The following is a 24,737-nucleotide window of genomic DNA, read 5'->3' as shown; positions in this document are numbered from 1 at the left end:
CCCGGAGCACCGCACACCGACAAGGACTTGAGATGACCCGCGTGATCGCCGGCGCCGCCGGCGGACGTCGACTCGCCGTACCCCCCGGCACCGGAACCCGACCGACATCCGACCGCGCACGCGAAGGTCTCTTCTCCACCTGGCAGTCCCTCCTCGGCGGCCCCCTGGACGGCGAGCGCGTCCTCGACCTGTACGCCGGCTCCGGCGCCGTCGGCCTGGAGGCCCTCTCCCGCGGCGCGGGCCACACGCTCCTGGTGGAGGCCGACCCCAAGGCCGCCCGCATCATCCGGGAGAACGTGAAGAGCCTCGGCCTGCCCGGTGCCGAGGTCCGCTCCGGCAAGGCCGAGCAGATCATCAAGGCGCCCCCGGCCGGGCCGTACGACCTGGTCTTCCTCGACCCGCCGTACGCCGTCTCCGACGACGATCTTTGGGAGATTCTCCTCACACTCCGCTCGGAGGGCTGGCTCACTGAGCAAGCGCTCGTCACCGTGGAGCGCAGCACCAGAGGTGGCGAATTCCGGTGGCCGGACGGCTTCGAAGCGATCCGGGCCCGTCGCTACGGCGAGGGAACGTTTTGGTACGGTCGCGCCGCCTCTACGTGCGAAGACGCACGATGACCGGACCGGAGAGCGAGGGATCTCAAGTGCGCCGCGCCGTCTGTCCCGGGTCGTTCGACCCGATCACCAACGGACACCTCGACATCATTGGCCGTGCTTCGCGCCTGTACGACGAGGTCTACGTCGCGGTGATGATCAACAAGGCCAAGAAGGGCCTGTTCGAGATCGAGGAGCGGATCGAGCTGATCCGCGAGGTCACCTCCGAGTACGACAACGTCCGCGTCGAGGCCTTCCACGGCCTCCTCGTCGACTTCTGCAAGCAGCGCGACATCCCCGCGATCGTCAAGGGCCTGCGCGCGGTCAGCGACTTCGACTACGAGCTGCAGATGGCCCAGATGAACAACGGCCTCACCGGCGTCGAAACGCTGTTCGTGCCGACCAACCCCACCTACAGCTTCCTGTCCTCCTCCCTGGTCAAGGAGGTGGCGCAGTGGGGCGGCGACGTCTCCCACCTGGTGCCGCCGGCCGTCCTGGAGGCCCTGAACAAGCGGCTGCGCCAAGCCTGAACGACCCACCGTCCGACGGGCTACAGTCGTCCCGTCCGTCTCCAACACATCGGTAGAGAGTGGCGAGCACACGGTGGACGTGCAGAAGAAGCTCGACGAGATCGTCTCCACGGTCTCCAGTGCCCGGTCCATGCCCATGTCGGCGTCGTGCGTGGTCAACCGCGCCGAACTGCTCGCGATGCTGGAAGAGGTCCGCCAGGCCCTGCCCGGCTCCCTCGCCCAGGCCCAGGAGCTGATCGGCGGCCGCGAGCAGATGGTCGAGGAGGCCCGCCGCGAGGCCGAGCGGATCATCGAGCAGGCGCACGCCGAGCGCGGCTCGCTGATCTCCGACACCGAGATCGCCCGCCGCTCCCAGGCGGAGGCCGACCGCATCCTCGCCGAGGCCCGCAAGGAGGCCGAGGAGATCCGCGCCGAGGCCGACGACTACGTCGACTCCAAGCTCGCCAACTTCGAGGTCGTCCTCACCAAGACCCTCGGCTCCGTCGGCCGCGGCCGCGAGAAGCTGCTCGGCACCGGCCCCGGCCTCGACGAGCAGGGCTACGAGGACGAGGACGCTCCCGAGCGCAGCCACGACCCGGAGACCCAGCGCCGTACCGCCGACGCCTACGTCGACGCCAAGCTCGGCGCGTTCGAGGCGGTGCTGGCCAAGACCCTGGAGGCGGTCGGCCGCGGCCGGCAGAAGCTGCACGGCCGGATCGCCACCGACGACCTCGGCGCGCTCGCCGACGACACCTCCACCCTCCAGCACTCCAGCGACGCCGACTACCTCGCCGACCTCGCGGCCCTCGCCGAGCAGGACGCCCCGCAGGAACCCGCCCAGCAGCCGCAGCCGTCGTACGGCTACCAGCAGCAGCCGGACCCCTACGGCGGCTACCAGCAGCAGTACGCCCAGCAGGACGCGTACGGCTACCAGCAGGCGGACCCGTACGCGTACCAGGGCTACGACATCCCGCCCCAGCCCGCCTACAACCCCCAGCAGGCCCAGCAGCAGCCCCAGGAGCCCCAGCAGCCGCAGCTGCCGGCCCAGCAGGGCTACGCCCTCGACGAGACCAGCCTCTTCGACACCGGCATGATCAGCGCGGAGCAGCTGCGGGCCTACGAACAGGGCAGAGGGCTGTAGGCCGTGTCCGCAAAGTCGCGTCGTCCGCCCGGAGGGCGGGCCGCGCGACTTTGCGGACACGACCTGGCGAGGCGGCCCGCGCGGGGCCGGATTGGGCCGTGAGCGAAAGGTCCAGTATCCTGGCTCTTCGGTCGCGCGTACGTCCGCGATCAGCGCTGCCCCGGGGGACACCGAAGGGCGGCGTCCCCTTGAGCTCGGAAAGACCGAAAGCAGGAATGGCCCTGAACGCCCGCCTCGACCACCGCAACCCTCTCGTGTTCGACACACACGAGCTGGGCCGGCGGCCAGGTGCGCTCCAGCGCCTGTCCCGTACGGTCCCCGCTCCCCGGGACTTCGGTATCCAGGGAGTCATCGGAGTGCCGGAAGGCGCCTCGGTGGAACTCGAACTCCGCCTCGAGTCGGTCCTGGAAGGGGTGCTTGTCACAGGCACCGCCCGTGCACAGGCCGAGGGGGAGTGCGTAAGGTGTCTGGAGCCGCTTCAGCTCGATGTGGAAGCGGACTTCCAGGAGATGTTCTCGTACCCTGACGCCGACGACCGGGGCCGCGTCCAGCACGCGGAGCCGGGCGACGACGCCGAGGACGACGAGGACAGGCTCTTCCTCGAGGACGGACTCTTCGACCTCGAATCCGTGCTGCGTGATGCGGTGGTGCTCGCACTGCCGATGCAGCCGGTGTGCCAGGAAGACTGCCCGGGTCTGTGCCCCGAATGCGGGGTGCGCCTGGCGGACGACCCGGACCACCACCATGACGCCGTCGACATCCGTTGGGCGGCATTGCAGGGACTCGCCGATTCACTCGAACCCGGCGATAAGGACGAGATGAGCGGCGCCGAAGCGGGCGTCGACGAGAAGCAGGAGAAGTAGCCGTGGCTGTTCCGAAGCGGAAGATGTCGCGCAGCAACACGCGCCACCGCCGGTCGCAGTGGAAGGCTGCGGTCCCCACCCTGGTCGCGTGCGAGCGCTGCCACGAGCCCAAGCAGCAGCACATCGCGTGCCCGTCGTGCGGCACCTACAACAAGCGCCAGGTCCTCGAGGTCTGAGCGGCTGGTGAGAGGCACTGTGTCCACGCCGAAGAAAACCTCTGCGGACAACCAGGCCTCGTCCCACACGCTTCTGGAAGGGCGGCTCGGCTACAAGGTCGAGTCCGCCCTTCTGGTGCGAGCACTGACCCACCGCTCGTACGCGTACGAGAACGGCGGTCTGCCGACGAACGAGCGGCTGGAGTTCCTCGGTGACTCCGTCCTCGGTCTCGTCGTCACGGACACGCTGTACCGCACCCACCCCGACCTGCCCGAAGGCCAGCTGGCCAAGCTGCGGGCCGCGGTGGTCAACTCGCGTGCGCTGGCGGAGGTCGGTCGTGGCCTCGACCTGGGCTCCTTCATCCGGCTGGGCCGGGGTGAAGAGGGCACGGGCGGCCGGGACAAGGCATCCATCCTCGCCGACACCCTCGAAGCGGTGATCGGCGCGGTCTACCTCGACCAGGGCCTGGACTCGGCGGCGGAGCTGGTGCACCGCCTGTTCGACCCCCTGATCGAAAAGTCCTCCAACCTCGGAGCCGGCCTGGACTGGAAGACGTCCCTCCAGGAGCTGACCGCGACCGAGGGGCTCGGCGTCCCCGAGTACCTGGTCACGGAGACCGGCCCCGATCACGAGAAGACCTTCACTGCTGCCGCCCGCGTCGGAGGCGTCTCGTACGGCACCGGCACCGGCCGCAGCAAGAAGGAGGCGGAGCAGCAGGCCGCGGAGTCCGCCTGGCGGGCCATCCGTGCCGCCGCGGACGAACGCGCCAAGGCAGCGGCCAAGGCCGCCGCCGAGGCAGCCGAGACCGAGGGCGCCGACGAGGCTCCCGCCTCCGCCTGACCTGACAGCAGTACCGGCCGAGCGCCCGTCCCGACCGCGGGACGGGCGCTCGTCTCGTCGACCAGCCCGCCGTGGGGGAGTACATGCCCGAGTTGCCCGAGGTCGAGGTCGTACGGCGGGGTCTTGAGCGGTGGGTCGCCCACCGGACCGTCGCCGACGCCGAGGTGCTGCATCCGCGTGCCGTGCGCCGCCATGTGGCCGGCGCGGACGACTTCGCGCAGCGGCTCAAGGGGCACCGAGTCGGCACGCCCAGCCGGCGCGGCAAATACCTGTGGCTGCCGCTCGAGGACAGCGGGCAGGCGGTCCTCGCGCACCTCGGTATGAGCGGTCAGCTGCTGGTGCAGCCGCACGGGGCGCCGGACGAGAAGCACCTGCGGATCCGCGTCCGGTTCGCCGACGACCTCGCCACCGAACTCCGCTTCGTCGACCAGCGCACCTTCGGCGGGCTGTCGCTGCACGACACGACCGTCGACGGGCTGCCCGACGTCATCGCGCACATCGCCCGCGACCCCCTCGACCCGCTGTTCGACGAGGACGCCTTCCACCGGGCGCTGCGCCGCAAGAAGACCACCATCAAGCGGGCGCTGCTGGACCAGTCGCTGATCAGCGGGGTGGGCAACATCTACGCGGACGAGGCGCTGTGGCGCGCCCGCATCCACTACGACCGCCCCACCGCCGGCTTCACCCGCCCGCGCACGCTGGAACTCCTCGGGCACGTCCGGGACGTGATGAACGCGGCCCTGGCCGTCGGCGGCACCAGCTTCGACAGCCTGTACGTCAACGTCAACGGCGAGTCGGGCTACTTCGACCGCTCGCTCGACGCGTACGGGCGCGAGGGGCTGCCGTGCCGGCGCTGCGGCACGCCGATGCGCCGCCGCCCGTGGATGAACCGCTCCAGCTACTTCTGCCCGCGCTGTCAGCGGCCGCCGCGCGTGGTGTCGTAGCGCTCCCGGGCGGCGAGGACGTCGTCCATGCTGCCCTCCACGAAGTGGATGAGGGACAGCAGCCGCTCGGCGACCTGGTGGCCCAGCGGGGTGAGTTCGTAGTCCACGCGGGGCGGGTTGGTCGGCTGGGCATCGCGGTGCACCAGACCGTCGCGCTCCAGCGCGTGCAGCGTCTGGGAGAGCATCTTCTCGCTCACGCCGTCCACCCGGCGCCGCAGCTCGTTGAACCGCAGCGAGCCCTCGTGCAGCGCGCCGAGCGTCAGCGCGCCCCAGCGGCCCGTGACGTGCTCCAGCGTGCCGCGCGACGGGCAGGCCTTGGCGAACACGTTGTACGGGAGGTCCTGCTCCGGTGTGCGCTCCTGCGTGGTGGTCATACCCCCAGCGTACGCCAGGGCAGCGCTAACCGACAGGTTGCACTAACCAGAAGTTAGTGCTTTCCTTTTGTCATCGCCGATGAGCTGCGGCTCAACGGCGACACCCTGTCCCAGTCCCCTGAGGAGTCCTGTCGTGACCACCCCTGTCGTCGCCATCGCCTACCACTCCGGCTACGGCCACACCGCCGTCCTCGCCGAGGCCGTCCGGGACGGCGCCGTGGACGCGGGCGCCGAGGTGCACCTGATCAAGGTCGACGAGATCACCGACGAGCAGTGGGCGCTGCTGGACCGCGCCGACGCGATCGTCTTCGGCTCGCCCACCTACATGGGCACCGCGTCGGGCGCCTTCCACGTCTTCGCCGAGGCGTCCTCGAAGCGCTGGTTCGGCCAGGACTGGAAGGACAAGCTCGCGGCCGGCTTCACCAACTCCGGCTCCAAGAGCGGCGACAAGCTGCACACCCTGCAGTTCTTCCAGATCCTCGCCGCGCAGCACGGCATGCACTGGGTCAACCTCGGCCTGCACCCGGGCTGGAACAACAGCGCCGGCTCGGAGCACGACCTCAACCGCCTCGGCGTCTTCGCCGGCGCGGCCGCCCAGACCAACGTCGACGAGGGCCCCGAAGCGGTCCACAAGTCCGACATCGCGACGGCGGAACACCTGGGCCGCCGCGTCACGGAGACGGCGCGGACGTTCACCGCTGGCCGTACGTCGCTGGCCGCCTGACCTGGCGTCACCGGCCGGTCGAAGGGCCGCGCTCGATGACCAGGGGCGCGGCCGACTCCACCTCGATGGTGTCGGTCTCGTCGTCCTCGTCCGTCCAGGTGCTCTCGGCCGGGGCGACGATGAGGAGGGTGTGGGGGCGCGGTAGCCAGCCCACGTCCAGTGGGGGGTCGTAGTGGCCGGTGTCGACGACCCGGACGAGTGTCTCGGGGATGCCGACCCGGCACACACCGCCCGGCCGCAGGGGTTCATCGCCCGGGGCGACCTGGAAGAGGCCGCCCCATGTGCCGGGCGGCGTGGCGCGGGGGATCGCGCGCCGGCCGTTCCAGCGGAGAGCCGACCGCGGGTCGATCCGGCCCCACGGCCACTCGACCGAGATCTCGTCCCGCGTCACCCGCACGACCCGCGCCTCGGTGAACGGGCAGCTGACCCGCAGGACGTCACCGACCTGCGGGGGCTGTCCTAGGGCGTGTCCGCAAAGTCCCGTCTGCCGCCCGACGCCCGGCACGCCCTCTCGCCGCACCGGCCGGTCGCCCGCGTACAACCAGTACGCGGGCGCCCGTCCGGCACGGCGAGAGCACGCACCGGACGCCGCTCGGCCCGCCCTCCGGGCGGACGACGCGACTTTGCGGACACGCCCTAGTACCCGAAGTCCTGCGTCCACCAGGGTCCGCCCGCGCCCAAGTGCACGCCGACGCCCAGGGTCTTGAAGTCGCAGTTGAGGATGTTGGCACGGTGGCCGGGGCTGTTCATCCAGGCCTCCATCACCGCCGCCGCGTCCGCCTGGCCGCGGGCTATGTTCTCGCCGCCGAGGTCGGTGATGCCGGCCTTCGCGGCCCGGTCCCACGGGGTCCGGCCGTCGGGGTCGGTGTGGTCGAAGAAGTTCCGCGCCGCCATGTCCTGGCTGAACGCCTCGGCCAGCTGGGTCAGCCCGCTGTTCGCGGAGACCGGGCTGCAGCCGACCTTCGCCCGCTCCTCGTTGACGAGTCGCAGCACCTCCGCCTCGGCGGCGGCCTCCGCGGACACCGTCACCGGCGCGGACGTCCGCTGCCGCTCCTCCGACTGGGACGGCGTCGGCTTCGGCTTCGGCGTCGCCCGCTCGGTCGGCTTCTCGCTCGGCGTGGCCGTCGTCGGCTTCTGCGACGGCGTCTTGGTCGGCGTCGGGGACGCCGTGGAGGCCGTCGGGGACGGCGTCTGCGACGCCGACGGGGACGAGGACCGCTCACCGCTGCGGCTGGCGGATCCCGGTACGCCGGCGCGGTCGTCGGCGGTGCCGGCCACCCCGCCCTGCTCGCTCGCCGAGTTCGTCGGGGTGTCGGCCGCCTGGACCTTGTCGCCGGGGCCGCTGCCGCCGCCGAGCCGGTAGTTGTCCAGACCCGGCACCACGCCCGAGGCGACGGCGACCGTACCGATGGCGACGGCCGCCGAGACGCCGAGCAGCCCCGTGCGCACCGGCGTCACCGCCTTCTTCCTGCGGCGCCGGTGCGAGCTGGACCGCGGCCCGCCGCCGTCGGGCGCGAAGCCCTCCGAGGGCAGTACGGCCGTGTCCGCGGCGGACGCCTCGAAGGCCCCGGACTCAGCCCCGGTCCCGGCGCCGGCCCGGTGCTCGTCCGTGGCGAAGAGGTACTCCTGGCTCTTCGCATAGGCCTCGGCGTACGCCTCCGGACGGAGATAGGGCGCGATGCCCATCGGGGCGTCCCCGGCCCCGTACGAGTCCCCCGGGATGCGGCTGTCCGTCCAGGAGCTGTCCGTGTGCGTGACCCCCGTGGCGCGGCCCGTGGCGGCGCGGCCGGCGGCAGAGCGTCGGTGGCGTCCCATGTCCTGGCCTTCCTCGTCCCTTGCGGTCGACCCGAGCCCGACCCGGGTCTGTGTGGTCGACTGATCGTTCCGAGCACGTCCCCCCGGCCCGGCTCCGATCAGACTCACTCGATCGAGTGAGTTTCATATGAGATGCATTGCGTCGGGACGGTACCGCATGGCGCCCGGGGAGGAAGTGTCCCGAGTGACATTGGCCGGTTAGGTTGCAGTCATGAGCGAGGATGTACGGCTGGTCGCCTGGGTGCGCGGACGCGTCCAAGGTGTGGGTTTCCGCTGGTTCACCAGGGCGAAGGCGCTGGAGATCGGTGGCCTGAGTGGTTTTGCTCTCAATTTGGGCGACGGACGGGTGCAGGTCGTCGCCGAGGGCCCCCGCAGCGGCTGCCAGACCCTCCTCGACTGGCTCGAGGGCGGCGACACGCCCGGACGCGTGGACGGCGTCACCGAGATCTGGGACACACCCCGGGGCGGCTACGACGGCTTCGCCATCCGCTGACCCGGCCGCCCCCGGCGCACCGCCCGGCGGCCGAGGGGCGCGTGCCGGGCGCCACGCGCCGGGAGAAAGAAGCAGGTCGTTGCCGCGAACCGCTTGCATCGCCGGACGCCGCACGCAAGGATGATCGCCACGCCCCCAGGGCCCCGCAGAAGCCGCGACGCCGCCGTTTTTCCGCCGTCCGCACAGGGTTGCCCGTCAATACGGGGCGTGATCGTGTTGACCGTCAAACTTTTTGGTGAGACGCTGAAAGCACCCCGCGCACCTAGCTGTTTGGCATGGCTGAACGGCAGCACAACTCCAGGCCTGCCAAGCAACCGCGGGTGCGAATCCCTCACGACCCACCACCGCTTCGGTCGGTCACTCAGTGTGGAGGACCATCCATCATGGCAAAGGCGCTTCTCGGTTACGTCGGCGGCTCCGACCCTCGACTCCTCGCCGAGATGCGACGGCTCCAGCAGCGCGTCCAGGACCTGGAATCCGAGCTCGGACGGATCCAGGCGGAGAACGACGCACTGCAGGCTGCCGCTTCTCACGACAGGATCATGGAGAGCATCGACGCGAACCAGGCGGAGCCTGCGCTCACCTGATCACTGCATCACCGCTCCACAACAGCATTCGCAGTGGTTGGGCTGCCCGTACAACCGCTAGTTCTCAGAGTTGCAAGGGACGCTTCGGCGTCCCTTCTTTCTTTCCCCCACGCATCCTTTCAGCCTCTTAACGTCTGGTGTGCCCTGCGCGTTCACCGGCGAAACCGCGCGTTCATGGAGCGAGACAATCCCGGAAGGTAGAGTCCAGCGGCGTGCACCTCAAGGCCCTGACCCTCCGCGGGTTCAAGTCGTTCGCCTCGGCGACCACACTGCGGTTCGAGCCGGGCATCACCTGTGTCGTCGGCCCCAACGGCTCCGGCAAGTCGAACGTCGTGGACGCGCTCAGCTGGGTCATGGGGGAGCAGGGCGCCAAGTCGCTGCGCGGCGGCAAGATGGAGGACGTCATCTTCGCCGGCACCACCGGCCGCCCCCCGCTGGGCCGCGCCGAGGTGTCCCTGACCATCGACAACTCCGACGGGGCCCTGCCCATCGAGTACGCCGAGGTCACCATCACGCGGATCATGTTCCGCAACGGCGGCAGCGAGTACCAGATCAACGGCGACACCTGCCGCCTGCTCGACATCCAGGAACTGCTGTCCGACTCCGGCATCGGCCGCGAGATGCACGTCATCGTCGGCCAGGGCCAGCTCGACTCCGTCCTGCACGCCGACCCCATGGGACGGCGCGCCTTCATCGAGGAGGCCGCGGGCGTCCTCAAGCACCGCAAGCGCAAGGAGAAGGCGCTGCGCAAGCTGGACGCGATGCAGGCCAACCTCGCGCGCGTGCAGGACCTCACCGACGAGCTGCGCCGCCAGCTCAAGCCCCTCGGCCGCCAGGCCGCCGTCGCCCGCCGCGCCGCCGTCATCCAGGCCGACCTGCGCGACGCCCGGCTGCGCCTGCTCGCCGACGATCTCGTACGGCTCCGGGAGGCGCTCAAGGCCGAGATCGCCGACGAGGCCGCGCTGAAGGCCCGCAAGGACAGCGCCGAGCAGGAGCTGAAGAAGGCCCTCCAGCGCGAGGCCCTGCTGGAGGACGAGGTACGGCAGCTCACTCCGCGCCTCACCCGCGCCCAGCAGACCTGGTACGAGCTGTCCCAGCTCGCCGAACGCGTGCGCGGCACGATCTCGCTGGCCGACGCGCGCGTGAAGAGCGCGACCCAGGCACCGGTGGACGAGCGGCGCGGCCGCGACCCCGAGGACCTGGAGCGCGAGGCCGCCCGCGTCCGCGAGCAGGAGGCCGAGCTGGAGGCGGCCCTGGAGGCCGCGCAGCGCGCCCTCGACGACACGATCGCCCACCGCGCCGAGCTGGAACGCGAGCTGGCCGCCGAGGAACGGCGGCTCAGGGACGTCGCCCGGGCCATCGCCGACCGCCGCGAGGGCCTCGCCCGCCTCAGCGGCCAGGTGAACGCGGCCCGCTCCCGCGCCGCCTCCGCGCAGGCCGAGATCGACCGCCTCGCCGCCGCCCGCGACGAGGCACAGCAGCGCGCCGTCACCGCGCAGGAGGAGTACGAGGCCCTCAAGGCCGAGGTCGACGGTCTCGACGCCGACGACGCCGAACTCGCCGAACAGCACGAGACGGCCAAGCGGCAGCTCGCCGAGGCCGAGGCCGCGCTGACCGCCGCACGGGAGGCGGCCACGGCGGCGGAACGCAAGCGGGCGGCGACCCAGGCGCGCCACGAGGCGCTGGCACTGGGCCTGCGGCGGAAGGACGGCACGGGGATACTGCTGGGGGCGCGGGACCGGCTGACGGGGATCCTCGGGCCGGTCGCCGAGCACCTGAGCATCACCCCCGGCTACGAGGTCCCGCTCGCCGCCGCTTTCGGCGCGGCGGCGGACGCGATCGCGGTGGAGACCCCGGCCGCGGCGGCGGAGGCGTTGCGGCTTCTGCGCAAGCAGGACGGCGGCAGGGCGTCCCTGATCCTGTCAGGCGCCCCGGCAGCAACGCCGAGCAGGGGCGCGGGGCTGTGTTCGACATGCGGCTCCCGCCGCGTGGGCGCGACAAGCCACGACGCACCCGCAGACGACGAACTACCGGCACCCTCCGCCGCGAGCTTCGTCCGCGCCCCCGCCGACCTCATGCCCGCCATCCACCGCCTCCTGCAAGGAATCGTCGTCGTCGGCACCCTTGAGGACGCCGAAGACCTCGTCTACGCCCACCCCCACCTCACCGCCGTCACCGCCGAGGGCGACCTCCTCGGCGCCCACTTCGCCCACGGCGGCTCCGCGGGCGCCCCCAGCCTGCTGGAGGTGCAGGCCTCCGTGGACGAGGCCGCCGCCGAGCTGGAGGAGCTGGCGGTGCGCTGCGAGGAACTCGCACAGGCCCAGCAGACGGCGGCCGAGCGCCGTACCGGGGCCGCCGCCCTCGTGGAGGAGCTCGGCGAGCGCCGGCGTGCCGCCGACCGGGAGAAGTCCGCCGTGGCCCAGCAGCTCGGCCGGCTCGCCGGGCAGGCGCGCGGTGCCGCCGGGGAGGCCGAGCGGTCCGCGGCCGCCGCCGCCCGCGCCCAGGAGGCGCTGGAGAAGGCGCTGGAGGAGGTCGAGGAACTCGCCGAGCGGCTCGCGGTCGCCGAGGAGACGCCGGTCGAGGAGGAGCCCGACACCTCCGTACGGGACCGGCTCGCCGCCGACGGTGCCAACGCCCGGCAGACCGAGATGGAGGCCCGCCTCCAGGTCCGTACCCACGAGGAACGCGTCAAGGCGCTGGCCGGACGCGCCGACTCGCTCGACCGGGCCGCCCGCGCGGAACGCGAGGCACGCGCGCGTGCCGAGCAGCGGCGGGCGCGGCTGCGCCACGAGGCGGCCGTCGCCGAGGCCGTCGCCTCCGGTGCCCGCCGGCTGCTGGCGCACGTCGAGGTCTCCCTCGCCCGCGCCGAGCAGGAACGCGCCGCCGCGGAGGCCGCCAAGGCCCGCCGCGAGCAGGAGCTGGCCGCCGCCCGCGCCCAGGGGCGCGAACTGAAGGCGGAACTCGACAAGTTGACGGATTCAGTCCACCGGGGCGAGGTACTCGGCGCCGAGAAGCGGCTGCGCATCGAGCAGCTGGAGACCAAGGCGCTGGAGGAACTCGGTGTGGAACCGGCGGGGCTCGTGTCCGAGTACGGCCCGCACCAGCTCGTGCCGCCCTCGCCCCCCGCCGAGGGCGAGCAGCTGCCGGAGGATCCGGAGCACCCGCGCAACCGGCCGCGGCCCTTCGTCCGGGCCGAACAGGAGAAGCGGCTCAAGGCGGCGGAGCGGGCGTACCAGCAGCTCGGCAAGGTCAATCCGCTCGCGCTGGAGGAGTTCGCGGCGCTGGAGGAGCGGCACAAGTTCCTCAGCGAGCAGCTGGAGGACCTGAAGAAGACCCGCGCCGACCTGCTCCAGGTCGTCAAGGAGGTCGACGAGCGCGTCGAGCAGGTGTTCACGGAGGCCTACCGGGACACCGCCCGCGAGTTCGAGGGCGTCTTCAGCCGGCTCTTCCCGGGCGGCGAGGGACGGCTCGTGCTGACCGACCCCGACAACATGCTGACCACGGGCGTGGACGTCGAGGCCCGGCCGCCGGGGAAGAAGGTCAAGCGGCTCAGCCTGCTCTCCGGCGGGGAGCGGTCGCTGACGGCCGTGGCGCTGCTGGTGTCGATCTTCAAGGCCCGGCCGAGCCCGTTCTACGTCATGGACGAGGTCGAGGCGGCGCTGGACGACACCAACCTCCAGCGGCTGATCCGGATCATGCAGGAGCTGCAGGAGGCCTCGCAGCTCATCGTGATCACGCACCAGAAGCGGACGATGGAGGTCGCCGACGCGCTCTATGGCGTGTCCATGCAGGGCGACGGTGTGTCGAAGGTCATCTCGCAGCGTCTGCGCTGACTTCGGTGCGGTCTACACCTGTTTCACCTGCGTCTCTGAGTGGCTTCAAATACTGAACACAAGGCTGACGCGCCGTCGGCTCAAATCGATTCGATCTCACCCCTTGACTTCGAAACTTGAAGGCATAGGGTCTGCAACGTTGCTTTTACCTTCAGGTGTGAGCGGCGTACATGTATGCCCCACTGGTACCTGGAAGGGCAGACCCCCACCCGGCAGCGTTGCCGGTGGCCCGAGGAGTACACGTGACCAGCACTGCGCAGGCACCAAAGTCAGGAGCCAGGACGGCTCATCCCGATCATCTCGGGCACGTCATCTTCATCGCGGCGGCGGCCGCCATGGGCGGTTTCCTCTTCGGCTACGACAGTTCCGTGATCAACGGCGCCGTCGAGGCGATCCGCGACCGCTACGACGTCGGGTCCGCGGCGCTCGCCCAGGTCATCGCGATCGCCCTGATCGGCTGTGCCATCGGCGCCGCCACCGCCGGCCGCATCGCCGACCGCATCGGCCGTATCCGCTGCATGCAGATCGCCGCCGTCCTGTTCACCATCAGCGCCGTCGGCTCGGCCCTGCCCTTCGCGCTGTGGGACCTCGCCTTCTGGCGCGTCGTCGGCGGCTTCGCCATCGGCATGGCCTCCGTGATCGGCCCCGCCTACATCGCCGAGGTGGCCCCGCCCGCCTACCGCGGCCGGCTCGGCTCCTTCCAGCAGGCCGCGATCGTCGTCGGCATCGCCGTCTCGCAGCTGGTCAACTGGGGTCTGCTGAACGCCGCAGGCGGTGACCAGCGCGGCAAGCTGATGGGCCTGGAGGCCTGGCAGGTCATGCTCGGCGTCATGGTGGTCCCGGCCGTCCTGTACGGGCTGCTCTCCTTCGCCATCCCCGAGTCGCCCCGCTTCCTGATCTCCGTCGGCAAGCGCGACCGCGCCCGCCAGATCCTCGAAGAGGTCGAGGGCAAGGGCATCGACCTCGACGCCCGCGTCACCGAGATCGAGCTGGCGATGAAGAGCGAGCACAAGTCCACGTTCAAGGACCTGCTCGGCGGCGGCTTCTTCTTCAAGCCGATCGTCTGGGTGGGCATCGGCCTGTCGGTCTTCCAGCAGTTCGTCGGCATCAACGTCGCGTTCTACTACTCCTCGACGCTGTGGCAGTCGGTCGGCGTCGACCCGACGGACTCGTTCTTCTACTCCTTCACCACGTCGATCATCAACATCGTCGGCACCGTCATCGCGATGATCTTCGTGGACCGGATCGGCCGCCGCCCGCTCGCCATCATCGGCTCCGTCGGCATGGTGGTCGGTCTCGCGCTGGAGGCCTGGGCCTTCTCCTACGACCTGGTCGACGGCAAGCTGCCGGCCACGCAGGGCTGGACCGCGCTGATCGCGGCCCACATCTTCGTGCTCTTCTTCGCCCTGTCCTGGGGTGTGGTCGTCTGGGTCATGCTCGGCGAGATGTTCCCCAACCGGCTCCGCGCCGCCGCCCTGGGCGTGGCCGCCGCCGCGCAGTGGATCGCCAACTGGGCCATCACCGCGAGCTTCCCGTCGCTGGCCGACTGGAACCTGTCCGCCACCTACGTGATCTACACGGTCTTCGCCGCGCTCTCCGTCCCGTTCGTCCTGAAGTTCGTGAAGGAGACGAAGGGCAAGGCCCTGGAGGAGATGGGCTGAGCCTCGCACCGAGGCCCGCAGACTCGAGGAGGGGGCCAAGTCCCCGCTGCCCGCTCCTCGACACCCGTAAGACACACCGCCCCGGCCCGGATCATCCGGGCCGGGGCGGTGTGCGTCCGGGCGGCGAAGGCGGGTCCGGGTCAGGCCCCGGCCGTCACCCGCTCCGCGTCCGCGTCCGCGTCCGTCTCCGTCTCGGTGGCCTCGGCCGGGCGCGCCGCCGGCTCCGGCACCGCCGGCTTCGGCAGAGCCAGGTACAGCAGGCCGGAGATCACGATCGTGGCGACCCAGCCGAGGCCGTACTCGCCGATGACGTTGTTCTTCGCCAGCGGGCCCGTGAACCAGTCCGACGTGGTGAACAGCAGCCCTCCGGCCAGGCCGGCGGCCCAGGCGGCCACCGCGGCGGGGGAGAAGCCGCCCCGGTACCAGTAGGCGCTGGTGCGCGTGGTGTCGGCCATCGCCGCACCGTCGTACTCCGTGCGCCGCAGCATGTCCGCGCCGAAGACGCCGACCCACGCGGAGAACGCCACCGCGAGCAGCGACAGGAAGGCGATGAACGAGCCCATGAAGCTCGTCGCCACCAGCATCAGCACCCCGCCGAACACCAGCGAGATCACGGCGTTCACCGACACCGCCCAGTGCCGCGGCACCTTGAAGCCCAGCGTCTGCGCGGTGAAGCCCGCCGAGTACATGGACATCGCGTTGATCAGCAGCATGCCGATCAGGGCGATCAGCAGGTACGGCACCGCGATCCAGGTCGGCAGGATCTCGCCGAGGAAGGAGACCGGGTCGGCGGCCGAGGCCAGGTCCGGCGTGGCGACCGCCATCACCGCGCCCATGAGGACCATGGGCAGGACCACGACTCCGGCGCCGCCCACGGCCGTACCCACGATCGCCTTCGAGGACGCCGTACGCGGCAGATAGCGGGTGAAGTCCGGCGCGGACGGGATCCAGCTGACGCCGCCCGCCGCGATCATGCCGATGCCGGTGATCACCGCGGCCGTGGAGCCCGCGGAGTGGTCCAGCACCTCCGACCAGTCGGTGTTCACCGCCAGGTAGCCGAGGACCAGCACCGAGAACGCGCCGAAGAGGTAGGTCGCGTACTTGTTGCACTTCTGCACGGCGTTGATGCCGAGCCCGGAGATCGCGAAGGTCGCCACGACGAACGCCAGCAGCATCACCATGTCCAGCACGCTGTTCGCGCGGACGCCGAGCACGATGTCCAGGATGGTGAGCATGGCATAGGCGCCGGTCACCGCGTTGATCGTCTCCCAGCCCCAGCGGGCGACCCAGATCAGCGAACCGGGCAGCAGGTTGCCGCGCTGGCCGAACACGGCCCGCGACAGCGCCATGCCGGGTGCGCCGCCCCGCTTGCCGGCGATGCCGATCAGCCCGACCAGGCCGTACGACACGACGGGCGCGACGACGGCGACGACCAGCGCCTGCCAGATGTTCAGGTGGTACGCCACGACCAGGCTCGCGCCCATGGTCAGCAGCAGCACGCTGATGTTGGCGCCGACCCAGGTGGGGAACAGCTCGCGGGTTCTCGCCGTGCGCTCGTGGTCCGGTACCTGTTCGATGCCGCGGGTCTCGAGAGCGCCTTCGGTCTCGGCGGTCTTGCTCATGAAGAACATGCCTTGCGGTGGGGGACAAAGGGACGTCGGGACTCTACGCGCGTTGACGGAGCCCGGGCCACTGTACTTTGGCCCGACTCCTGCCGTCCGGGGGTGTTTGTCTCTCGGAGGAAGCCACAAGCAGGGTGCGGCGGCCCCCATGGCCGATACTGGACGCGTTATGGAAACCGTCATCCTTGCTGTAGTCATCGCCGTGGTCGTGCTCGGCGCGCTCGGCGGGCTCATCGTCGGCAGCCGGCGCAAGAAGCCGCTGCCCCCGCCGCCGCCCGCAGCGCCCGACATCACCGCCCCTCCGGCCGAGCCGCACGTCGGCGACGAGGCCGAGACGCCGCGGGAGGAACCGCGGCGCACGATAGAGGAGGTGGATCTTCCGGGCGGCCCGGCTCCCGTCGTGGTCGAGGAGCCGCCCGCCGAAGAACTGGCCGAGGCCCCGGAGATCGAGATCCCGGAGCCCACCGAGGGCCGCCTGGTGCGCCTGCGCGCCCGGCTCTCCCGCTCGCAGAACGCCCTGGGCAAGGGCCTGCTGAACCTCCTGTCCCGGGAACACCTCGACGAGGACACCTGGGAGGAGATCGAGGACACGCTGCTCACCGCCGACGTCGGCGTGCAGCCCACCCAGGAGCTGGTCGAGCGGCTGCGCGAGCGCGTCAAGGTGCTCGGCACCCGCACCCCCGAGGAGCTGCGCGGCCTGCTGCGCGAGGAGCTGCTCACCCTGGTCGGCCAGGACATGGACCGCACGGTCCACACCGAGCCCGAGACCAGCAAGCCCGGCATCGTGATGGTCGTCGGCGTCAACGGCACCGGCAAGACCACCACCACCGGCAAGCTCGCCCGCGTCCTGGTGGCCGACGGCCGCACCGTCGTCCTCGGCGCCGCCGACACCTTCCGCGCCGCCGCCGCCGACCAGCTGCAGACCTGGGGCGAGCGGGTCGGCGCCCACACCGTGCGCGGCCCGGAGGGCGGCGACCCCGCCTCCGTCGCCTTCGACGCGGTCAAGGAGGGCAAGGAGATGGGCTGCGACGTCGTGCTCATCGACACCGCCGGACGGCTGCACACCAAGACCGGCCTCATGGACGAGCTGGGCAAGGTCAAGCGCGTGGTGGAGAAGCACGCCCCGCTCGACGAGGTGCTGCTCGTCCTCGACGCCACCACCGGCCAGAACGGCCTTGTCCAGGCGCGCGTGTTCGCCGAGGTCGTCGACATCACCGGCATCGTGCTGACCAAGCTCGACGGCACCGCCAAGGGCGGCATCGTCGTCGCCGTCCAGCGCGAGCTGGGCGTGCCGGTCAAGCTCGTCGGACTCGGCGAGGGCGCGGACGATCTGGCGCCGTTCGAGCCGGAGGCGTTCGTGGACGCCCTGATCGGCGACTGAGGCCGCCTGACCACGTAGGAACGTTCCTAGGTGCTGCCGGCTCCGCCGGCTCGGCGAGAAGCCCCGCCCCCCAGGTGCAGTGGGGGACGGGGCTTCGCCTTGTGTGCCGCGGGTACGGCGCTCAGGCCCGCGACCGGTGCGCCACGTACGCCAGCGTCCCCAGCAGCAGCCGCGCCTCCGGCGGCTTCGTCGCGGAGTCCAGGGCCGGCGGGCGCAGCCAGCGCACCGGGCCGAGGCCGCCGCGGTCGGAGGGCGGTGCCGTGATGTACGTACCCGGGCCGAGGCCGCGCAGGTCCAGGGCCGGGTCGTCCCAGCCCATCCGGTACAGCAGCCGGGGCAGGTCGGCCGCGCCGCCCGGCGCGACGAAGAAGTGCGCCCGGCCCTGAGGGGTGGCGGCGACCGGCCCCAGCGGCAGGCCCATGCGCTCCAGGCGGACCAGCGCCCGGCGCCCGGCCGGCTCCGCCACCTCGATCACGTCGAACGCCCGCCCGACGGGCAGCATCACAGCCGCGCCCGGGAACTCGCCCCAGGCCTCGCTCACCTGGTCCAGCGTCGCGCCCGCGCCGATCTCCGGCGCGAAGTCGAGCGGATGCGCACCCGGCGCCCGGCAGTCCGCGCGCCCGCAGGAACACACCCCGGCGGCGGCCCGTGCGCCCGGGACCACGTCCCAGCCCCACAGGCCCGTGAACTCGGCGACGGCGGTGCACTCGGACGAGCGGCCGCGGCGCCGCGAGACGGACCGGATGTCGCGGATGCCCCGGCTGCTGCTGCCGATCGTGAAGCCCATGCCCCCTCCAACGGGTCCGACGCACCGGTGGTTACGAGACGCGCCCGGAGTATCACTGTGCGTCACCGACGCGCCCCTGGTCGGCGGCGTCCGGATGCACGTCCGGTGGTGCAGACGGTGGCGCGCGCCCCTGTCTGCACCGCTGCACTCACTCCCGGCTGTCCTATGTCAAGTGAATCGCGCGGAGGCGACGGTGAGTTCATTCGAAGGGGTGGCGAATGGTGGCGTTTCCGGGATCGCCATGGCTGGACGGGTGATCGTAGGATTACTTTGAGTGCACGGAGCCCCGGGGCACATGCGCTCGTGGGTATGCCGGAGGCAAGTCGGCTTCCCGTTCGAAGGGTGACAACTGCCGGACGGACGCCGGAAAGACCGGCATTCTGATAGGGCTTGGCGCACTCGGCGACAAGCGGTCTTGAGGGATGGGGGCGTTCCAGTGGGCGGCAACGGCGGTGGCGGGACGAACGCTGACAAGCGCCCCAACGAGCTGCTGGGGTCGTGGTTCGTCCGCAGCGGCTGGTCCAAGGGCGAGCTGGCCCGCCAGGTGAACCGCCGGGCCCGGCAGCTGGGCGCCAACCACATCTCCACCGACACCTCCCGCGTGCGCCGCTGGCTGGACGGCGAGAACCCCCGCGAACCCATCCCGCGCATCCTGTCCGAGCTGTTCTCCGAGCGGTTCGGCTGCGTCGTCTCCATCGAGGACCTCGGCCTGCGCGCCGCACGCCAGTCCCCCTCCGCGACCGGCGTGGACCTGCCCTGGACGGGCCCGCAGACGGTGGCCCTGCTCAGCGAGTTCTCGCGCAGCGACCTGATGCTGGCGCGGCGCGGCTTCCTCGGGAGCTCGCTGGCCCTGTCCGCGGGCCCCGCCCTCATCGAGCCCCTCCAGCGCTGGCTCGTGCCCGCCCCGCCCTCGCCCGTGCGCGACGCCGAGCCCCTGCCCACCTCCCGGGCGCGCGGCCGGCTGTCCCGGCCCGAGCTGGAGCTGCTGGAGTCCACCACCGTGATGTTCCGTCAGTGGGACGCCCAGTGCGGCGGCGGCCTGCGCCGCAAGGCCGTCGTCGGCCAGCTGCACGAGGTCACCGACCTCCTCCAGGAACCCCAGCCCGAGACCACCGCCCGCAAGCTGTTCAAGGTCGCCGCCGAGCTGGCCGAGCTGGCCGGCTGGATGTCGTACGACGTGGGCCTCCAGCCCACCGCCCAGAAGTACTTCGTGCTCGCGCTGCACGCCGCCAAGGAGGCCGGCGACAAGCCGCTCGGCTCCTACATCCTCTCCAGCATGAGCCGCCAGATGATCCACCTCGGCCGGCCCGAGGACGCCCTGGAACTCATCCACCTCGCGCAGTACGGCAGCCGCGACTGCGCCGGCCCGCGCACCCAGTCCATGCTGTATGCGATGGAGGCCCGCGCCTACGCCAACATGGGCCAGCCCGGCAAGTGCAAGCGGGCCGTGCGGATGGCCGAGGACACCTTCGCCGACGCCGACGACTGGGACGAGCCCGACCCCGACTGGATCCGCTTCTTCTCCGAGGCCGAACTGCACGGCGAGAACAGCCACTCCTTCCGCGACCTCGCCTACGTCGCCGGCCGCAGCCCCACCTACGCCTCCCTCGCCCAGCCGCTGATGGAGCAGGCCGTGGAGCTGTTCGCGCAGGACAAGGAGCACCAGCGGTCGTACGCGCTGAACCTGATCGGCATGGCCACCGTCCACCTGCTCCAGCGCGAGCCCGAGCAGAGCGCCGTCTACGCACAGCAGGCCATGAAGGTCGCCAAGAAGGTCCGCTCCGAGCGCGTCAACACCCGCATCCGCAAGACCGTCGACACCGCCGCCCGCGACTTCGGCGACCTCGCCGAGGTCGTCGACCTCACCGACCGCCTCGCCGTCGAGCTGCCCGAGACCGCCGAGGCGGTCTGACCGGCGCGGACCGACCCCCACACCCCGGCCGCGGCCGGCCCTCCCGAACTGCCCGACTCGGCTCCCCCATGCCAGGTCATCGGAAGGCCGACCGCGGCCGGTTCTTCTCTCCACGGTGAACCAGCACTGTGAAGGTTGCGCCACGATAACGATCGGCTCGGCGGACATCAGCCAGTTCATCGACGCGTAACACGCCCGGCGCCTTCGTCACGGCGGCGAAACAACGAGGGGCTTCCACCGAAACCGCGCTGCGCCAATCTCATGGCCCATAACCGGCCCACCCCTCACTCCGCTCAGGCTTCGCCCGCACGGGGCCGTACCTACGACGAGGAGACGCCGATGGCACCAGCCATCACGCTGGCGGCAGAGCCCACACTCTCCGCCGCGAACACAGGTTTCATGCTCATCTGTTCCGCCCTGGTGATGCTCATGACGCCCGGCCTGGCCTTCTTCTACGGAGGCATGGTCCGCGTCAAGTCCACCCTCAACATGCTGATGATGAGCTTCATCAGCCTGGGCATCGTCACCATCCTGTGGGTGCTCTACGGCTTCTCCGTCGCCTTCGGCACCGACTCCGGCAGCATCGTCGGCTGGAACTCCGACTGGGTCGGCCTCAGCAACATCGGCCTGACCGAACTCTGGGACGGCTACACCATCCCGGTCTTCGTCTTCCTGGTCTTCCAGCTGATGTTCGCCATCATCACGCCCGCCCTGATCAGCGGTGCCCTCGCCGACCGCGTGAAGTTCAGCGCCTGGGCCCTGTTCATCACCCTGTGGGCCACCCTCGTCTACTTCCCGGTCGCGCACTGGGTCTGGGGCACCGGCGGCTGGGCCTTCGAGCTGGGCGTGATCGACTTCGCCGGCGGTACGGCCGTGCACATCAACGCCGGTGCCGCCGCCCTCGGCGTGATCCTCGTCATCGGCAAGCGCACCGGCTTCAAGAAGGACCCGATGCGCCCGCACAGCCTCCCGCTGGTCATGCTCGGCGCCGGCCTGCTGTGGTTCGGCTGGTTCGGCTTCAACGCCGGCTCCTGGCTGGGCAACGACGACGGCGTCGGCGCGCTGATGTTCGTCAACACGCAGGTCGCCACCGCCGCCGCCATGCTGGCCTGGCTCGCCTACGAGAAGATCCGCCACGGCGCCTTCACCACGCTGGGCGCCGCCTCCGGCGCCGTCGCCGGCCTGGTCGCCATCACCCCCGCCGGCGGCGCGGTCTCCCCGCTCGGCGCGATCGCCGTCGGTGTCATCGCCGGTGTCGTCTGCGCCATGGCCGTCGGCCTGAAGTACCGCTTCAACTACGACGACTCCCTCGACGTCGTCGGCGTCCACCTCGTCGGCGGTGTCCTCGGCTCCCTGCTCATCGGCTTCTTCGCCACCGGCAAGGGCCAGTCCGAGGTCGAGGGCCTGTTCTACGGCGGCGGCCTGACCCAGTTCTGGAAGCAGTGCGCCGGTGTCTTCGCCGTCCTCGCCTACTCGCTGATCGTCTCCGCGATCCTCGCCTTCCTCCTCGACAAGACGATCGGGATGCGCGTCACCGAGGACGAGGAGGTGGCCGGCATCGACCAGGCCGAGCACGCCGAGACCGCATACGACTTCAGCGGGGCCGGCGGTGGCGCCGCCCGCACGACCGCCGTCCCGGCCCCCGTGGCCGACACCGCAGCCAAGAAGGTGGACGCATGAAGCTCATCACCGCCGTCGTCAAGCCCCACCGGCTCGACGAGATCAAGGAAGCCCTGCAGGCCTTCGGCGTACACGGCCTGACGGTCACCGAGGCGAGCGGCTACGGTCGTCAGCGGGGCCACACCGAGGTCTACCGCGGTGCCGAGTACACCGTCGACCTCGTCCCCAAGATCCGCATCGAGGTGCTCGCCGAGGACGACGACGCCGAACAGCTGATCGAGGTCATCGTGAAGGCGGCCCGCACCGGCAAGATCGGGGACGGCAAGGTCTGGTCCCTCCCCGTCGAGACGGCCGTACGGGTCCGGACCGGCGAGCGCGGCCCGGACGCGCTCTGAGACGCTCGAAGAACAGGAGTCGCTGGGTGACGAGTACGGACGTGCGCAACGATGCAGAGGACTCCGGACCCAGCGGCTACGCGGCGGCCCGGCTGCGCCTCCTCACCGAGGGGGCGCGGTCCGGGCCGCCGCGCCGTGCGGCCCTCGCCGAACTGACCGACGACTGGCTGGCCGGGCTGTTCACCGCCGGCGTCGGGGAGCTGCGCGGCGCCTCCCTGATCGCCGTCGGCGGCTACGGGCGCGGCGAGCTGAGCCCGCGCAGCGACCTCGATCTGCTCCTGCTGCACGACGGCTCCGACCCCGCCGCGGTCGCCGCCCTCGCCGACCGCCTCTGGTACCCCGTGTGGGACCTCGGCCTCGCCCTCGACCACTCGGTACGCACCCCCGCCGAGGCCCGCAAGACCGCCGCGGAGGACCTGAAGGTCCAGCTCGGCCTGCTCGACGCCCGCCACCTCGCCGGCGACCTCGGGCTCACCGCGGGCTTGCGCACCGCCGTCCTCGCCGACTGGCGCAACCAGGCCCCCAAGCGCCTGCCCGAACTGCAGGAACTGTGCGCCGAACGCGCCGAACGCCAGGGCGAGTTGCAGTACCTGCTGGAACCCGACCTGAAGGAGGCCCGGGGCGGCCTCAGGGACGCCACCGCGCTGCGCGCCGTCGCCGCCTCCTGGCTCGCCGACGCGCCTCGCGAGGGCCTCGACGACGCCCGCCGCCGGCTGCTCGACGTCCGCGACGCCCTCCACCTGACCACGGGCCGCGCCACGGACCGGCTCTCGCTCCAGGAACAGGACCAGGTCGCCGCCGAACTCGACCTGCTCGACGCCGACACCCTCCTGCGGCAGGTGTACGAGGCCGCGCGGGTCATCTCCTACGCCAGCGACGTCACCTGGCGCGAGGTGGGCCGCGTGCTGCGCTCGCGGTCCGTGCGGCCGAGGCTGCGCGCCATGCTGGGCGGCGGCAAGCCGGTCGCCGAGCGCTCGCCGCTCGCCGAGGGCGTCGTCGAGCAGGACGGCGAGGTGGTGCTCGCCCGCGCCGCGCGCCCCGACCGCGACCCCGTGCTGCCGCTGCGCGCCGCGGCGGCCGCCGCGCAGGCCGGCCTCCCGCTCTCCCTGCACGCCGTACGCCGCCTCGCCGGCACCGTGCGCCCCCTGCCCACGCCCTGGCCCGCCGAGGCCCGCGAACAGCTGGTGACCCTGCTCGGCTCCGGCCGCCCGACCGTCGAGGTCTGGGAGGCGCTGGAGGCCGAGGGGCTGATCAGCCGGCTCCTGCCCGATTGGGAGCGGGTCCGCTGCCGCCCGCAGCGCAACGCCGTGCACGTGTGGACCGTCGACCGGCACCTCATCGAGACCGCCGTGCGCGCCTCCGAGTTCACCCGCCGGGTCAGCCGCCCCGACCTGCTGCTGGTCGCCGCGCTGCTGCACGACATCGGCAAGGGCTGGCCCGGCGACCACTCCGTGGCCGGCGAGATCATCGCCAAGGACGTCGCCGCCCGCATCGGCTTCGACCGCGCCGACACGGCCGTCCTGTCCACCCTGGTACGGCACCACCTGCTGCTCGTCGAGACCGCCACCCGGCGCGACCTCGACGACCCGGCCACGCTCCGCCTGGTCGCCGACGCGGTCGGCACCCAGTCGACGCTGGAGCTGCTGCACGCCCTGACCGAGGCCGACGCCCTCGCCACCGGCCCCGCGGCCTGGTCCTCCTGGCGCGGCTCCCTCGTCGCCGACCTGGTCCGGCGGGTCGCCGCCGTGCTCGCCGGGGACGCGCCCGAGGAACCCGAGCCCGCCGCGGCCACCGCCGAACAGGAACGCCTCGCCCTGGAGGCGGCCGCGACGGGCGGGCCGGTGCTGGCGCTGCGCGCCCAGACCGAGCCGCCCTCCGAGGAGCCCTCGGGCGAACCCGAGCCGCTCGGCGTGGAACTGCTGATCGCCGTACCCGACCAGCCGGGCGTGCTGCCCGCGGTCGCCGGGGTGCTGGCGATGCACCGCCTGACCGTGCGCACCGCCGAGCTGCGCGCGCTGGACCTGCCGGACGGCGTGGACGGGTCCGTCCTGCTGCTCGACTGGCGGGTCGCCGCCGAGTACGGCTCCCTGCCGCAGGCCGCCCGGCTGCGCGCGGACCTCGTACGCGCCCTCGACGGCAGCCTGGACATCGCCGGGCCTCTCGCCGAACGCGACGCGGCCTACCCGCGCCGCCGCGGCGTGGTCGCGCCCCCGCCCCGCGTCACCGTCCACCCGGCCGCATCCCGCCTCGCCACGGTCATCGAGGTCCGCGCCCAGGACGCCCCCGGCCTGCTGTTCCGCATCGGCCGCGCCCTGGAGGACGCGGCGGTACGGGTGCGCAGCGCCCACGTCAGCACCCTCGGCGCCAACGCCGTCGACGCCTTCTACGTGACCGGCCCCGAGGGCGCTCCGCTGCCGGGCGGGGAGGCGACGAGCGTGGCGCGGAAGCTGGAGGAGATGCTGCGAGGGTGAGCCCGGCCCGGTGACT

General features: G+C 71.7%; 22 protein-coding genes. 17 read left to right on the top strand and 5 right to left on the bottom strand.

Translation table 11 applies throughout. The annotated features are described in order from the left end of the window. Positions 1 to 32 precede the first annotated feature (32 nt). From rsmD to mutM, 7 genes are all read left to right on the top strand, one after another. The gene (rsmD, locus tag IE308_RS15475) at positions 33 to 617 is read left to right on the top strand and encodes a 16S rRNA (guanine(966)-N(2))-methyltransferase RsmD (RefSeq protein ID WP_190218411.1); all 585 of its coding nucleotides are present in this window, start codon (positions 33 to 35) and stop codon (positions 615 to 617) included. A gap of 26 nt (positions 618 to 643) precedes the next feature. Then, the gene (coaD, locus tag IE308_RS15470; protein ID WP_229908935.1) at positions 644 to 1,123 is read left to right on the top strand and encodes a pantetheine-phosphate adenylyltransferase; all 480 of its coding nucleotides are present in this window, start codon (positions 644 to 646) and stop codon (positions 1,121 to 1,123) included. A gap of 73 nt (positions 1,124 to 1,196) precedes the next feature. Further along, on the top strand, positions 1,197 to 2,243 hold the full coding sequence (locus tag IE308_RS15465) for a F0F1 ATP synthase subunit B (RefSeq protein ID WP_190218410.1): 1,047 nt from the start codon (positions 1,197 to 1,199) through the stop codon (positions 2,241 to 2,243). 215 nt (positions 2,244 to 2,458) lie between these two features. Further along, a complete protein-coding gene (locus tag IE308_RS15460) occupies positions 2,459 to 3,106 on the top strand; it encodes a YceD family protein (RefSeq protein ID WP_110631062.1) in 648 nt (215 codons plus the stop codon). Positions 3,107 to 3,108: 2 nt separating this feature from the next. Beyond that, a complete protein-coding gene (gene rpmF / locus IE308_RS15455; protein WP_003951102.1) occupies positions 3,109 to 3,282 on the top strand; it encodes a 50S ribosomal protein L32 in 174 nt (57 codons plus the stop codon). A gap of 19 nt (positions 3,283 to 3,301) precedes the next feature. Then, positions 3,302 to 4,102 carry a ribonuclease III gene (rnc, locus tag IE308_RS15450; RefSeq protein WP_190218409.1) on the top strand — a complete coding sequence of 267 codons (801 nt, stop codon included), beginning with the start codon at positions 3,302 to 3,304 and terminating at the stop codon, positions 4,100 to 4,102. A gap of 83 nt (positions 4,103 to 4,185) precedes the next feature. Then, a complete protein-coding gene (gene mutM, locus IE308_RS15445; protein ID WP_190218408.1) occupies positions 4,186 to 5,046 on the top strand; it encodes a bifunctional DNA-formamidopyrimidine glycosylase/DNA-(apurinic or apyrimidinic site) lyase in 861 nt (286 codons plus the stop codon). Here the strand turns inward: mutM and IE308_RS15440 are convergent. Then, on the bottom strand, positions 5,019 to 5,420 hold the full coding sequence (locus IE308_RS15440) for a winged helix-turn-helix transcriptional regulator (RefSeq protein WP_190218407.1): 402 nt from the start codon (positions 5,418 to 5,420) through the stop codon (positions 5,019 to 5,021). The two genes, mutM and IE308_RS15440, sit on opposite strands and share 28 nt — an antisense overlap. A 133-nt stretch (positions 5,421 to 5,553) precedes the next feature. Here IE308_RS15440 and IE308_RS15435 point away from each other — a divergent pair, with 133 nt between their 5' ends. After that, positions 5,554 to 6,144, top strand: a complete 591-nt coding sequence (locus IE308_RS15435; protein ID WP_190218406.1) for a flavodoxin family protein — start codon at positions 5,554 to 5,556, stop codon at positions 6,142 to 6,144. Positions 6,145 to 6,151: 7 nt separating this feature from the next. On the opposite strand, the gene IE308_RS15430 is transcribed toward IE308_RS15435, so the two are convergent. Both IE308_RS15430 and IE308_RS15425 read right to left on the bottom strand, forming a co-directional pair. Then, entirely contained in the window at positions 6,152 to 6,664 is a 513-nt protein-coding gene (locus IE308_RS15430; protein WP_190218405.1) for a hypothetical protein, read from the bottom strand. A 116-nt stretch (positions 6,665 to 6,780) separates the two neighbouring features. Continuing rightward, positions 6,781 to 7,959 carry a CAP domain-containing protein gene (locus tag IE308_RS15425; RefSeq protein ID WP_190218404.1) on the bottom strand — a complete coding sequence of 393 codons (1,179 nt, stop codon included), beginning with the start codon at positions 7,957 to 7,959 and terminating at the stop codon, positions 6,781 to 6,783. Positions 7,960 to 8,170: 211 nt separating this feature from the next. On the opposite strand from IE308_RS15425, the gene IE308_RS15420 reads away from it, so the two are divergent. The 4 genes from IE308_RS15420 to IE308_RS15405 all read left to right on the top strand — a co-directional run bounded on the left by IE308_RS15420 (position 8,171) and on the right by IE308_RS15405 (position 14,533). Beyond that, on the top strand, positions 8,171 to 8,452 hold the full coding sequence (locus IE308_RS15420; RefSeq protein ID WP_190218403.1) for an acylphosphatase: 282 nt from the start codon (positions 8,171 to 8,173) through the stop codon (positions 8,450 to 8,452). 383 nt (positions 8,453 to 8,835) lie between these two features. After that, positions 8,836 to 9,039, top strand: a complete 204-nt coding sequence (locus tag IE308_RS15415; RefSeq protein ID WP_110631089.1) for a hypothetical protein — start codon at positions 8,836 to 8,838, stop codon at positions 9,037 to 9,039. 212 nt (positions 9,040 to 9,251) lie between these two features. Further along, complete coding sequence (gene smc, locus IE308_RS15410) at positions 9,252 to 12,872, top strand: chromosome segregation protein SMC (protein WP_190218402.1); 3,621 nt, start codon at positions 9,252 to 9,254, stop codon at positions 12,870 to 12,872. A 242-nt stretch (positions 12,873 to 13,114) separates the two neighbouring features. Then, on the top strand, positions 13,115 to 14,533 hold the full coding sequence (locus tag IE308_RS15405; protein WP_110631095.1) for a sugar porter family MFS transporter: 1,419 nt from the start codon (positions 13,115 to 13,117) through the stop codon (positions 14,531 to 14,533). Positions 14,534 to 14,673: 140 nt separating this feature from the next. Here the strand turns inward: IE308_RS15405 and IE308_RS15400 are convergent, their stop codons facing one another. Next, entirely contained in the window at positions 14,674 to 16,155 is a 1,482-nt protein-coding gene (locus tag IE308_RS15400; RefSeq protein ID WP_190218401.1) for a cytosine permease, read from the bottom strand. Between the two features lie 169 nt (positions 16,156 to 16,324). On the opposite strand from IE308_RS15400, the gene ftsY reads away from it, so the two are divergent. Further along, entirely contained in the window at positions 16,325 to 17,536 is a 1,212-nt protein-coding gene (ftsY, locus tag IE308_RS15395) for a signal recognition particle-docking protein FtsY (RefSeq protein WP_110631098.1), read from the top strand. A gap of 121 nt (positions 17,537 to 17,657) precedes the next feature. Here the strand turns inward: ftsY and IE308_RS15390 are convergent, their stop codons facing one another. Beyond that, positions 17,658 to 18,323 carry a bifunctional DNA primase/polymerase gene (locus IE308_RS15390; protein ID WP_110631101.1) on the bottom strand — a complete coding sequence of 222 codons (666 nt, stop codon included), beginning with the start codon at positions 18,321 to 18,323 and terminating at the stop codon, positions 17,658 to 17,660. Positions 18,324 to 18,759: 436 nt separating this feature from the next. Between IE308_RS15390 and nsdA the strand changes: the two genes are divergently transcribed. The 4 genes from nsdA to IE308_RS15370 all read left to right on the top strand — a co-directional run bounded on the left by nsdA (position 18,760) and on the right by IE308_RS15370 (position 24,721). Continuing rightward, positions 18,760 to 20,235 (top strand): transcriptional repressor NsdA, encoded by a 1,476-nt coding sequence (nsdA, locus tag IE308_RS15385; protein WP_190218400.1) that lies wholly within the window; start codon positions 18,760 to 18,762, stop codon positions 20,233 to 20,235. Positions 20,236 to 20,574: 339 nt separating this feature from the next. Next, on the top strand, positions 20,575 to 21,915 hold the full coding sequence (locus tag IE308_RS15380; RefSeq protein ID WP_110631107.1) for an ammonium transporter: 1,341 nt from the start codon (positions 20,575 to 20,577) through the stop codon (positions 21,913 to 21,915). Beyond that, on the top strand, positions 21,912 to 22,250 hold the full coding sequence (locus IE308_RS15375) for a P-II family nitrogen regulator (RefSeq protein WP_030990174.1): 339 nt from the start codon (positions 21,912 to 21,914) through the stop codon (positions 22,248 to 22,250). Before IE308_RS15380 ends, IE308_RS15375 begins: the two co-directional genes overlap by 4 nt. Positions 22,251 to 22,276: 26 nt before the next feature. Beyond that, the gene (locus tag IE308_RS15370; protein WP_190218399.1) at positions 22,277 to 24,721 is read left to right on the top strand and encodes a [protein-PII] uridylyltransferase; all 2,445 of its coding nucleotides are present in this window, start codon (positions 22,277 to 22,279) and stop codon (positions 24,719 to 24,721) included. The last annotated feature ends 16 nt before the right edge of the window (positions 24,722 to 24,737 follow it).

Source organism: Streptomyces griseosporeus, assembly GCF_014656055.1.
Classification (GTDB): Bacteria; Actinomycetota; Actinomycetes; order Streptomycetales; family Streptomycetaceae; genus Streptomyces; species Streptomyces griseosporeus.
The sequence above is the reverse complement of the archived record's forward strand: the minus strand, read 5'-3'. Positions and strand labels throughout refer to the sequence as shown.